The organism is Kribbella sp. NPDC051770 (assembly GCF_040681455.1).
Lineage (GTDB): Bacteria > Actinomycetota > Actinomycetes > Propionibacteriales > Kribbellaceae > Kribbella.
Window position 1 is genome coordinate 1382200 of record NZ_JBFAYT010000001.1, and the last position, 11540, is coordinate 1393739.

Annotated in this window: 10 protein-coding genes; 4 read left to right on the forward strand and 6 right to left on the reverse strand. The window is 71.9% G+C overall.

The window, feature by feature from the left end; translation table 11 throughout:
- Window positions 1-3: 3 nt before the first annotated feature.
- The 4 genes from AB0M01_RS06605 to AB0M01_RS06620 form a co-directional block, all read right to left on the reverse strand.
- Complete coding sequence (locus tag AB0M01_RS06605) at window positions 4-822, reverse strand: TlyA family RNA methyltransferase (protein WP_363666152.1); 819 nt, start codon at window positions 820-822, stop codon at window positions 4-6.
- A gap of 7 nt (window positions 823-829) precedes the next feature.
- Window positions 830-2089 carry a hypothetical protein gene (locus tag AB0M01_RS06610; RefSeq protein ID WP_363666154.1) on the reverse strand — a complete coding sequence of 420 codons (1260 nt, stop codon included), beginning with the start codon at window positions 2087-2089 and terminating at the stop codon, window positions 830-832.
- Window position 2090: 1 nt separating this feature from the next.
- Window positions 2091-2609 carry a phasin family protein gene (locus tag AB0M01_RS06615; protein ID WP_363666156.1) on the reverse strand — a complete coding sequence of 173 codons (519 nt, stop codon included), beginning with the start codon at window positions 2607-2609 and terminating at the stop codon, window positions 2091-2093.
- 217 nt (window positions 2610-2826) lie between these two features.
- A complete protein-coding gene (locus AB0M01_RS06620; protein WP_363666158.1) occupies window positions 2827-3936 on the reverse strand; it encodes an HAD-IIA family hydrolase in 1110 nt (369 codons plus the stop codon).
- Between the two features lie 24 nt (window positions 3937-3960).
- On the opposite strand from AB0M01_RS06620, the gene AB0M01_RS06625 reads away from it, so the two are divergent.
- The 4 genes from AB0M01_RS06625 (at window position 3961) to AB0M01_RS06640 (ending at window position 7736) form a co-directional block, all read left to right on the forward strand.
- On the forward strand, window positions 3961-5115 hold the full coding sequence (locus AB0M01_RS06625) for a DUF1015 domain-containing protein (protein WP_363666160.1): 1155 nt from the start codon (window positions 3961-3963) through the stop codon (window positions 5113-5115).
- A gap of 79 nt (window positions 5116-5194) precedes the next feature.
- Complete coding sequence (locus AB0M01_RS06630; RefSeq protein ID WP_363666162.1) at window positions 5195-5779, forward strand: urea carboxylase-associated family protein; 585 nt, start codon at window positions 5195-5197, stop codon at window positions 5777-5779.
- Entirely contained in the window at window positions 5776-6888 is a 1113-nt protein-coding gene (locus AB0M01_RS06635) for an NADH:flavin oxidoreductase (RefSeq protein ID WP_363666164.1), read from the forward strand. Before AB0M01_RS06630 ends, AB0M01_RS06635 begins: the two co-directional genes overlap by 4 nt.
- On the forward strand, window positions 6885-7736 hold the full coding sequence (locus AB0M01_RS06640; RefSeq protein ID WP_363666166.1) for a polysaccharide deacetylase: 852 nt from the start codon (window positions 6885-6887) through the stop codon (window positions 7734-7736). Before AB0M01_RS06635 ends, AB0M01_RS06640 begins: the two co-directional genes overlap by 4 nt.
- On the opposite strand, the gene AB0M01_RS06645 is transcribed toward AB0M01_RS06640, so the two are convergent.
- Together AB0M01_RS06645 and AB0M01_RS06650 are read right to left on the reverse strand one after the other, a co-directional pair.
- Window positions 7727-9382, reverse strand: coding sequence for a PucR family transcriptional regulator ligand-binding domain-containing protein (locus AB0M01_RS06645; protein ID WP_363666168.1), 1656 nt, complete (start codon window positions 9380-9382; stop codon window positions 7727-7729). The two genes, AB0M01_RS06640 and AB0M01_RS06645, sit on opposite strands and share 10 nt — an antisense overlap.
- A 75-nt stretch (window positions 9383-9457) precedes the next feature.
- Entirely contained in the window at window positions 9458-10267 is an 810-nt protein-coding gene (locus tag AB0M01_RS06650) for a hypothetical protein (protein WP_363666170.1), read from the reverse strand.
- Between the last annotated feature and the right edge of the window lie 1273 nt (window positions 10268-11540).

The window sequence follows — 11540 nt, forward strand, 5'->3', positions numbered from 1 at the left end:
GGATCACTGGGGACCGTTCTCGACGGCGTTCTGGAGCATCGTCTCATCGAGTGGCGGTGCGGAACGCCGTATCCACAGGAAGTACTCCACATTTCCCGACGGCCCCGGCAACGGACTCGCCGCCACCCCCTGCACACCCCACCCCAGGCCGGCGGCTTTCGCAGCCACCCCTCGTACGGCGTCCGCCCGCAACTCGGGGTCGCGCACCACACCGCCCTTGCCGAGCCGCTCCTTGCCGACCTCGAACTGCGGCTTCACCATCAGCACCAGATCGCCGTCTTCCTTGACGACGCCGAGCAACGCCGGCATCACGATCGTCAGCGAGATGAAACTCAGATCGCTCACCACGAGATCCACCGGCTCCCCGCCGATGTCCTCCAGCGTCAGCGTCCGAACGTTCGTCCGATCCATCACGGTCACCCGCTCGTCGGTCTGCAACGCCCACACCAGCTGGCCGTACCCGACGTCGACCGCGATCACGCTCTCGGCGTCGTTGCGCAGCAACACGTCGGTGAAACCACCGGTCGAAGCGCCGGCGTCAAGACACCGCCGGCCCTTCACCTGTACGCCGCTGAACGCCTCCAAGGCGCCGATCAGTTTGTGCGCCCCACGACTCGCATACCCCGGATCGTCGCTCTCCGACGTATCCACCAGAATCGCCGCGTCCGCGCCGACCCCCGTCGCAGGCTTGGTCGCCACCGTCCCCGCGACCTTCACCTTCCCCGCCGCGACCAGCTCACTCGCATGCTCCCGCGACCGAGCCAGCCCCCTGCGCACCAGCTCCGCATCCAGCCGAGACCGCTTGACGCCTCCCTTGGCCACTTCCCAGTCAGCCCCGGTCGCCCGACTCAGCGTCCGCCTCCACCAGGGCCGCCTGCAACCGCTCGTGCAACTCGGCGTAGACCTCCGCGTGCTCGCCGACGGGGAGCTCCCGCAACTCGTCCAAGCGAGCCATGGTCTCCTCAACGAGCGGATGAGAGTCGCCCTCGAAGCCTTCTTCCCGCTGCACAGGCTGAGCAGGCCGCGGGCTGAACTCACCCGCCTGTACCGGCGGCGCAGACCGCGGCGGCGCACCGCTCGGCTGCCCCGGCGCTCCCTGCGGAGCCGCAGGCCGAGGCGGCCCGCCAGCCGGAGCACCAGGCCGAGGCCCGGCACCCGGGGCAAACCCGCCCGCCTGTACCGGCGGCGCAGGCCGCGCACCGAACCCGCTCGGCGGACCCGGCTGCGGACCCCCGGGCCGCGGCGTGAACGCAGCAGGTGCTGCCGGGCTCGGCGACGGCGGGGCTTGCCGGTTGGCAGCCTCCTCCGCCTCCAGTTCAGCCATCAGCTCAGCTTCAGCGCGGCGCTCAGCTTCATCAGCCTCCGACTCGTCAGCCGGCACCGGCGTACCGTCCGCCGACGTCAGCTGAAAGCCAGGCACCGCAGGCGGGGCCGGACGTGGTGCGAACGCAGCAGGTGCTGCCGGGCTCGGCGACGGCGAGGACTGCGTGCCAGCGGCTTCTTCCGCCTCCAGCTCGGCGAGCAGCTCCGCCTCGGCTCGGCGCTCGGCCTCCTCAGCGTCCAGCTCCGCCTGGAACTCCGCCTCCGCACGCCGCTCGGCCTCGTCCACCTCCGGCTCGGCCGGGGGCTGGTACGGCGCAGCTGCGATCGGCGTACCGTCCGCGGACGTCAGCTGGAAACCCGGCACCGCAGGCGGCGTCGGACGGGGAGTGAACGCAGCAGGTGCAGCCGGGCTCGGGGCAGCAGGCGTGGCAGGGTCTGGCGACTGCGCAGACGCGGCTGCATCCAGCTCCGCGGGCGGGGCAGGCGCGACATTGGCTGCCTCCTCCGCCTCCAGCTCCGCGAGCAGCTCCGCCTCGGCGCGACGCTCGGCTTCCTCAGCCTCCAGCTCCGCCTGGAACTCCGCCTCCGCGCGCCGCTCGGCCTCGTCGGCCGACTCCAGCGACGCCGCGAAGGTTTGTTCGGTGTCCTCGGGTTCCGGCTCGGTGTCGTAGTCGGGGGCCGGGCGCTCCGTGGGGTCAGGGTCGAAGCCGGGTTCGACGTCGGGGTCGAACGCGGGCCGCACCTGCTCACCGGGGTGTTCGGTCACTTCACGCCTTCTTCGCCGGAGCCTTCTTGGCCGTCTTCTTCGCCGGGCCGGCCGTCTTCGCCACCGGCGCGGGCTTCTTCGGAGCGCTCTTGCGCACCGCCGGCTTCTTCAACGGCGCGGTCTTCTCGGCCGCGGATGCCGCCGTACCGGCTGCTGTCGCGGCGGCAGATCCCGCCACCGCCGCCGACTCGGCCGCGGCCCGCGCCTCGGCGAGCTCCTTCTCCAGCTTGTCCACCCGCCGGCTCAGTACGCCGACCTCCTCGGTGCGCACGAACCCGAGCCGCGACACCGCGCCCTCGACCTCGTTGGCCACGATCGCCTGCAGCAGCTGGCGGTTGCTCTTGCTGGTGGCAACGATCTCGTCGGCCAGGTCGGTGACCTTGGTGGTCAGCCCGGACGTCAGCGCGTCGGCCCCGGTCTGCTGGAGCAGCGCTTTCGCCGCCTGTTGCGCCCGCTGCCGAGTCACCTCGGTCAGCCCGTTGGCCAGCTGTACGTAGCCGCGCAGTGCGTCCATCACCATGTCTGCCTCCTCGCGTCGTCCCCGCAACGGTATCGCGCCACCCCCGCAACACCAGCCTGGACGCCCTCCGCCACCCCGGGCACCCAGCCGAATCCCGGCCCCTCGGACACCAAACCGAGGCCGCGGACAGGAAATAGCCAGTCCCCACCCCCGGTTTCCTGTTCAAGCCCCCAACGGCTGCTCGGGGGAGGCTTGGGCGGGGGTTGCTGGGCAGGGGTTACTTGTCGAGGCCTACGCGGTGGAGGGCGGCGTCGATGGCGATCGAGCCGAGCGCAGGGCCGGGCTTCGGCAGCGGGCGCCGGCCGCGGCCGACTGCCTTGGCGGTGGGCTTGGCGGTCTTCGCCGGCTCGTCGGTCGCCGTCCACACCGCCGACAGGATCGCCCGCAGGCCGTCGTACGGCTCGCCCTCGCCCTTCACCGACACGGCGCCGCTGACGACCTCGGCGATCCACCCGCCGCAGCTGTGCTTCGCGCCCTCGACCGTGACCCCGGGCTGCTTCTGCGCGAGAGCGCTCAGATCAGGAGCGATGTACGTCGGCCGCTGGTCCTTCGGCGCCCGTGCCAGGTCGTGCGCGTCGTGCACCCCGGTCGCCACCCACAGGCTCGCGATCCCGACGGCGTGCGCGCCGGCGATGTCCGAGTCGAGCCGGTCCCCGATCATCAGCGGCTTCTTCGCCTTCAGCCGCTCGATGCTCGTCTCCAGCAGCGGCGGTTCGGGCTTGCCGGCGACCACCGGGTCGACCTCGACGGCAGCCCGGATCGCCTGCACCAGCGTGCCGTTGCCGGGTGCCATCCCGCCGGCAGTCGGGATCGTCAGGTCGAGGTTGGTGGCGTACCACTTCGCGCCCTCGTTGATCGCGTGCGCACCGTCGGCGAGCATCACCCAGCTCACGTCGGGGTGAAAGCCCTGTGCGACCGCCACCGGGTGCGCGTCGCTCGACCGCACCGGCCGCATCCCGTACTCCTCCAGCGCCGAGGTCAGCCCCTCACCCCCGACGACGAGCACCGGCGACCCCTCGGGGAACTCCTCCGCGATCAGCTTCGCGGCGGCCTGCGCGGACGTCACGACGTCCTCCGCGATCACGTCCAGCCCGAACGACGCGAGGTGCTCGGCGACCACCGACGCCGGCCGGCTGGCGTTGTTGGTGATGTAGCCGATCCGCAGCCCTTCCTTGGCCGCTTTCCGCAGGTTCTCGGGCGCGTCCGGGACCGGATCGGGCCCGACGTAGACGACCCCGTCGAGATCGAGCAGCGCCACGTCGTACCGAGTGGCGAGCGGTTCGTCACAAGCGGACAGTGGTGCGGGTGATTCGCGTTCGTCCGTCATCGGTCCCCCCGTACGATGCGGCCCATGTCTGACGCCACCCTGCGCCTCGAGCCGCTGCGCGCGTGGCGGTTCGTCGCGGGCAAGGTGAGTGCGCTGGGTGCGGTCACGTCGCCGCCGTACGACGTGCTGGAACCGGCGCTGGTCCGGCGGCTGACTGACTCTGATCTGCACAACATGGTGAGGCTCATCCTTCCACGCGACCCTGAACTCGGTTCCAGCCGGTACGACGGTGCAGCGCGCCGCCTGGTCGACTGGCAGCAGGCGGGGATCGTGGTGCAGGACAGCAGGCCCGCGCTGTACGTCTACGAGCAGCAGTTCCGCGGCGCCGTGCTGTGCGGACTGGTCGGTGCGCTGGGCCTCGACCCGGAGCGACGGGTGGTGCTGCCGCACGAGGACGTGATGCCGCAGTGGGTGGACGACCGGTTCGAGCTGATGGTTGCCACCGACGCCGATCTGGAGCCGATCCTGCTCGCGTACGGCGGTGGCGGCGCGGCCAGTGACGCTGTCGACGCAGCCCGGTCCGGTACGCCGTGGCTGGTGGCCGAGACGGAGAACGGCGCGCACCACCGGATCTGGCGGATCGACGACCCGGAGCAGCTGGCGATGATCGCCGCCGAGCTGGCCACGCACGAGGCGCTGATCGCCGACGGCCACCACCGGTACGCGGCGTACCTGGAGCGCGCCCGCCGGGAGCCGCACCGGCCCGGGAGCGCGGTGGGGCTGGCCATGCTGGTCGACAACGACCGGCACCCGCTGACACTCGACCCGATCCACCGCGTCGTACCTGGTTTGTCGCTGGAGACAGTAGAGCGCCGTACGCCGGACAGCTGGGAGGTGCTCCCTGGGCGGGTGGACGGCGTACCGGACCGCGTCGCTGTGTCCGATGGGTCGTCCTGGGTCACGCTGCGCTCTACCTCGCACAGGGTGGAGCCGACGGTGTCGCTGCTGCACGAGGAGCTGCTGCCTGCGTGGGGTGTACCGGTGGACGAGGTGACGTTCCACCACGCGCTCAGCGACGCGCTGGCTCTCGCCGGCCCGTCGCAAGCTGCTGTGGAGCTGGTCGCGCCCCGGCTGGACCAGGTCCTCCAGTCAGCGGTCCGCGGTGTCGTCCTGCCGCAGAAGGCGACCTCCTTCGGCCCGAAGCCGCGGGTCGGGCTGCTGTTCCGCACTCTCGACTAGAGGATCCTCCAGCTTTCGCCGCAAACGCTGGAGGATCACCCCTCCCGATCGCAGGCCGCGCGCTGCTTGAGTTGCCGTCATGCAGATCACTGTTCCGGCCCGCACCGGCCGGGCCGTCGAGCTCAGGCGCGGCACGTCGCTGCGGATCACCGACGTCGCCGGCCAGCAGGTCGGCGACCTGTTCGCCTTCGCCGCCGACGAGTACCTGAGCGCGTCCCACACCCGTACGGCGACCAGCCGCCTCTTCCCGGCCGCCGGCGAAGCGTTCGTGACCAACCGCCGCCGCCCGATCCTCACCCTCACCGCCGACACCTCACCCGGCGACCACGATCTCCTGATCGCCGCCTGCGACCCGGCCCGGTACGCCGCGCTCGGCGTCCCGGACCATCCCTCCTGCGCGCAGAACCTGACCCGCGCGCTGGCGGGCCTCGGCCGCCGGACCCCCGTCGTACCGCAGCCGGTGAACGTGTTCATGCGGGTCCCGGTGACCGCCGGCGGCGTCCTCGAATGGTTGCCTGCAGCAACTGAACCCGGTGACTCGATCACCGTCCGGGCCGAGCTCGACTGCGTCGTCGTGGTCTCGGCCTGCCCGCAGGACCTGACCGTGATCAACGGCTCCGGTCCGACCGATCTCGCCCTCGACGTCCTGGAGGACCTCCGATGACCGCCCATCCCGCCTTGTCCACCAGCGTTCTCGGCCCGCTCCGGCTCCCGAACCGGCTCGTCGTCGCGCCGATGACCCGGACCTCGGCGACGCCCGCCGGCGTCCCGACGCCCGAGATGGCCGAGTACTACGCCGCCTTCGCGGCCGGCGGTTTCGGCCTGGTCGTCACCGAAGGCACCTACACCGATCACCTGTACAGCCAGGCGTACCTCAACCAGCCCGGCCTGGTCATCGCCGACCACATCGAGGGCTGGCGCGAGGTCACCCGCCAGGTGCATGTCAGCGGCGGCCGGATCGTCGCCCAGCTGATGCACGCCGGCGCGATCTCCCAGGGCAACCCGTACGCCGACGGCACGGCCGGCCCGTCCGCGATCCAGCCGCTCGGCGCGATGATGCCGGACTACGGCGGCAGCGGCCCCTGGCCGGTGCCGCGGGAGCTGACGCCCGCCGATCTGGACCAGGTGGTCGAAGGTTTCGTGACCGCTGCCCTGAACGCCGTCGCCGCCGGGTTCGACGGCGTCGAGCTGCACGGCGCGAACGGCTACCTGCTCGACCAGTTCCTCACCGACTACACCAACCGGCGTACCGACGCCTACGGCGGCTCGGTGTCGAACCGGGTCCGGCTGACCGCGCGGATCACCGCCGCCGTGGTCGCCGCGGTACCGGCCTCGTTCGTCGTCGGTGTCCGGCTGTCGCAGACCAAGGTGAATGACCTCGCGCACCGCTGGGCGGGAGGGGCCGCGGACGCCGCGGTGATCTTCCCGGCCGTGGCCGACGCCGGGGCGTCGTACCTGCACATCGCCAGCGAGGGACGGAACTGGATCGACACCGCACGACTCGCGGGCGGCCAGACCATCACCGGACTGGCCCGGCGGCTCACCGGACTGCCGGTGATCGTCAACGGCGGGATGCACGACCCGGTCCAGGCCGCGCAGGTGCTGGACGACGGCCACGCGGACCTGCTGGCGATCGCCCGGGGCGCACTCGTCAACCCGGACCTGCCCCGACGGCTGGCGGAGGGCCGGGAGCTGGCGGCGTTCGACAGGTCGATGCTGCACCCGTCGGTCACCCTGGCGAACGCCCGGACGTGGCAGGCTGCCAGGTCATGACCTGGTACGACGGCGCGGCAGCGGTGGCAGCACTCACGTTCGACGTGGACGCGGAGGCACCGGTGCTCGCCCGCGGCGGCCGGTACGCCGGGCACCTCAGCACGATGTCGCACCAGTCCTACGGCCCGGACGTCGGCGTACCGAGGATCCTGGACCTGCTGGACGACCTGTCCGTACCAGCGACGTTCTTCGTCCCCGGCTGGGTCGCTGAGCAGCGGCCCGGCCTGGCGGCGTCCATAGTCGACCGCGGGCACGAGGTGGCTCACCACTCGTACAGCCATCGCCCGCCGACATCGCTGACGCCCGCTGAGGAGCGGGACGACTTCGAGCGGGCGCTGGCCGTCTTCGACGCTCAGGCCATCACAGTGAGCGGCCACCGGGCAGCGCTGTGGGAGGCGAGTCCCCAGACCCCTGCGCTGGTCGCTGAGCACGGGCTGCTCTACGACTCGTCGCTGATGGGCGACGACCGGCCGTACCTGCTGGAGGCGGGCGGCGTCGTCGAGCTGCCGGTGCACTGGTCGCTGGACGACTGGGAGCAGTACGCCTTCCTGCCGGAGCCTGAGATCGGCTCGGTGATCGAGTCGCCGCGCAAGGCGCTGGAGCTGTGGAAGGCGGAGCTGGACGGGATGCGGGTCTACCGCTGCCTGTTCATGCTGTGCCTGCACCCGTTCCTGTCCGGACGGCCGGGCCGGCTGCTCGCCGTACGGGAGCTGATCGAGTACGCCTTGTCCTGTGGGGATGTGAGCTTCACTCGGTGCCGCGACCTCGCCGTACGGGCTGCTGCCGACCAGTCCTTGCCGGTACGCCCGGTGACGCTGCCGGTGGTCGACCCGACGGTCTACCCCTGAGACAGCTCGTCGGCCTCCAGGGCGAGGTAGAGGTCGACGCGGTCCTCGGTGCGGGTGGCGTCGCGGCCGGTGAGCTCGGTGATCTTGGCGAGCCGGTTCCTGAGGGTGTTGACGTGGATGTAGAGCGCGGCGGCGGTTGCAGCGTACTGGCCGTCGTACTGGAGGTAGGCGCGGAGCGTGCTCTCCAGACCGGTGTCGCGGCCGCGGTCGTAAGCGCGTAGCGGCTGGAGGACCCCCGCTGCGAAGCTGCGCAGCGTCTCTGGGTCCTGGAGAGCCAGCAGCACGTGGTGGGTGCCGAGCTGGTCGAAGGTGGCGACAGAGCGGTCCGGCCGGCGCTTGAGGACCTGGCAGGCCTTGCGGGCCTGTACGAGCGGCTCTCGGAGCTGGTGTGCCGTGGCGGCGGGCTCGCTGAGGCCGATCACGACCCGTCGACCGGGGAACCGCTCGGAGACGGCGGAGCGCAGCTCGGCGGCCAGCTCGCGGGCCTCCTGCTGAGGGCGTTGCAGAACGGCGACCACGTCGTGGCTGCCCCCGGTGACCACCGCCGCGAGGCTCCGGTCGAGGAAGAACGTTCCGACGGTCTCCGCGAACCCCGGGAGGGTCGCGTCGGTGCTGTCGGCGAACGCGGCCGCGAGGACCAGCAGTTCGCCGTACGGGTCGACGCCGAAGGCGCGCAGCCGGTCGGGGACCTCGGCGGCGCGCTGCGCTCCGGACAGGATCATGTCGAGCAGCTCGCTCGCGAACCGCAGCTCGATCGCCTGAACAGCCTGCTGCTTGGCCACCTCCAAGCTGAGGAACCGCGCCGCCTGGTCGAGCGCGTCCTGCTCGGCCCGGCTCAGCGCGGTGACTGGCTTCAGAGCGAGCAGCGCGGCGTCGGTATCACCCACCGCACCGACGAGGAAGACTGTCGCCGACCCGTGCACACCGCCCAGATCCACCTCCAACGGCGGCGGCCGCCGCGCCAACCCGTCCGCCACGACGCGCAACTGCTCGGGCGACAACTGCCCCTCACGCTCCCGGCCGCCTTCACGCTCCTCGCGTGCCAAGTCCTCCGCGCGCTCGCCACGCTGCTCGGCGCTGCCCGCTTCGGCGGGTGGGGCGATCCCCGCGGACGCCAGGAGGCGGGCCATCCGGTCGACGACGGCCAGCGGCAGATCGTGCTCGCGCCGGAGCACCGCCAGTACGCCGGACGCGCCCGCGCCGTGCGAGATCGCCTGCGCCAACGCGTCGCCGCGCCTGACCAGGTCGACCAGGGCTTCGCGGCGCTGATCGGCCTGGGCGGCCGAGGCGGCCTGGGTGATCGCGGTGAACGGTACGTCGATCGAGATCTGCAGCAGCGGTACGCCGTACTGCTCGCAGGCCCGGATCAGCTCGTCCGGCGTCTGTGGTGACGCCGCCCGGAGGCCGTAGACGATCCCGGCCGCGCCGGCCCGCTGGACGGCCGCCACGAACACGCTCGGCGGCGTCTCGGGCAGCCAGAGGCCGTTGGTGAGGACGATCTCGCCCTCACGCAGGTACGGCGAGGGGTCGGGCAGTTCGGTGTTGTGCACCCAGAGCACCTCGCGCTCGAGGCTGCCGTCGGCGCCGGCGACGAGCAGGTCGAGCTCCAGCGAGGGGTCCTGCAGGAGCACGGCCAGTGTCAGCACGGTGCGAATCTACCGAAACGACGAGCGGCCCGGGGGAGGTGATCACTCACCTCTCCCGGGCCGCTCGGTTCTGCTCTAGTCCTTCTTGCCCTCGTCGAGGTCCTCGTCGGCGTCGAGATCCTCGGCCGAGTCCTCGACAGCGTCCGCGTCGTCCTCGTCGGCGACCTCGTCCGCGTCGTCGTCGGCGTCGTCATCGGCGTCGTCATCGGCGTCGACGTCCTCGTCGGCCTCGGGCTCGTCGGTGACCTCGATGATCGTGTCTTCGTCGTCCTCGTCGTCGAGGTCGGTGAAGTGCAGACCCTCGAGCTCGGCCGCGCGCTCAGCGGCTCCGGTGGAGCCGTCCTGGTCGGCGCCCGCGGCGCGGTGGAACCAGATCAGCGCGTCGTCGGTCCGGCCGGCCTCGGCCAGCGCGTCGGCGTACGCGTACCGCAGGCGCGGCAGCCAGTCGGCGCGCGTCCGCTTGGTCAGCTCCGGCACCTCGAGGGTCTGGATCGCGGCGGCGGTCTGGCCCATGTCGCGCCGGGCGCCGGCGGCCACGATCAGCATCTCGATCTGGGTGGACTCCTCGAGCTGCAGGACGATCGGCTCCCGGGACAGCGCCAGCGCCTTCTCCGGGCGGCCGAGTGCGCGCTCGCAGTCGGCCATCATCGCCAGCACCTCGTGGTTGCCGGTCATCCGGCGTACGGCGCGGAACTCGGTCAGCGCCTCGTCGTAGTGCTCAGCCAGGTACGCCGTGATGGCGACCGCTTCGCGGACCCCACCCAGACGCGCGGCGAGCCGGCGGGCGACGCGGGCGTGCTGGTACGCGAGCTCCGGCTCGTCGTCGAGGAACCGGCCGGACGCGACCAGGTGCTGGGCGACCAGATCGGCCAGGCTGCGCGGCAACGACCGCAGCTCCGCCTTGACCCCGCGGTCGAGCTCGGCCCCGGTGATCCCTTCCGGAATCTTCGGGTCGTCCCGGCGCGGACCGGCCTTCTCCTCGTCCCGACGGTCGTTACGCCGGTCGTCACGGCCGCGAACGTCCCTACGCCCGGCAACCCGCTCGTTCGGCCGAGGCGTCCCGGTGCCACGCTGATCGCGCCCACCGCGCTCTTCCCGCCGGAACCCACCAGACCGCTCACCGCCACGGGCCCCACGGTCATCCCGCGAGTACCCACCAGACCGCTCACCACCGCGCGACCCGCCACGGTCGTCCCGCGAGTACCCGCCAGAGCGCTCGCCGCCACGGGATCCACGGTCATCCCGCTGGAACCCACCGGAGCGCTGCCCACCACGGTCGTCGCGCTGGAAGCCACCCGAGCGCGGTCCACCACGGTCGTCGCGCTGGTAACCGCCGGAGCGCTCGCCTCCGCGGTCGTCCCGCTGGAACCCACCCGAACGCTGCCCACCACGGTCATCACGCTGGTACCCGCTGCGGTCGTCACGCCGGTAGCCACCCTCGCGGGAGCCTCCACGGTCGTCACGGTCGTTAGAGCGGTAACCGCCACGGTCGTCTCGCGAGCCGCCGCGGTCGTCGCGCCGGTCGCGACGGAAGCCTTCGTCGTCGCGGCGGCCGCGGTACCCACCGCGGTCGTCACGCGAGTCACCGGAGAGCTGTCCCTTGAAGGGGTCCCTCTCCGCCTTGTCGTCCCCACGGGAGCCGGCGAACCCACGCCGGTTCTCACCGTCACGCGGTGCACCACCAGTACGAGGAGCGCCCCCGCTGCGAGGACCTCCACCCGTACGAGGAGCTCCGCCGGAACGCGGCGCACCACCGGAGCGCGGCCCACCTGCGCGCGGACCGTCTCCACGACCCGATGCACCCCGGTAGCCCGAGCCACCAGAGGAACCGGAGCCGCTCGAGCCGGAGTTGCCGGAGCCGGAGCGGCCACGGCCAGTGGAGTCGGAACGCCCACCGCCTGCTCGACCGGGACGGCCGGCGCCGCCGGACGAACCACGGCGATCACCCGAGCCGGGACGGGGGTTACGAGGTGGCGTAGCCACGGTGACTCCTAACGGTCGTGCGGAGGTGTTGCGCTCAACAGACAAAAGTACAGGGTCGGACGCGGTGCTCCGGCCCCCACAAATGTTAAGGGCCACCCCGGTGTGGGGTGGCCCTTAACAGTGTGAATGTCCGGCGACGTCCTACTCTCCCACGACCTCCCGGTCGCAGTACCAT

Coding starts and splice junctions, on each gene's coding strand:
- AB0M01_RS06615 (WP_363666156.1), bottom strand. CDS start 2,609: ATGGTGATGGACGCACTGCGCGGCTACGTACAGCTGGCCAACGGGCTG.
- AB0M01_RS06620 (WP_363666158.1), bottom strand. CDS start 3,936: ATGACGGACGAACGCGAATCACCCGCACCACTGTCCGCTTGTGACGAA.
- AB0M01_RS06625 (WP_363666160.1), top strand. CDS start 3,961: ATGTCTGACGCCACCCTGCGCCTCGAGCCGCTGCGCGCGTGGCGGTTC.
- AB0M01_RS06630 (WP_363666162.1), top strand. CDS start 5,195: ATGCAGATCACTGTTCCGGCCCGCACCGGCCGGGCCGTCGAGCTCAGG.
- AB0M01_RS06635 (WP_363666164.1), top strand. CDS start 5,776: ATGACCGCCCATCCCGCCTTGTCCACCAGCGTTCTCGGCCCGCTCCGG.
- AB0M01_RS06640 (WP_363666166.1), top strand. CDS start 6,885: ATGACCTGGTACGACGGCGCGGCAGCGGTGGCAGCACTCACGTTCGAC.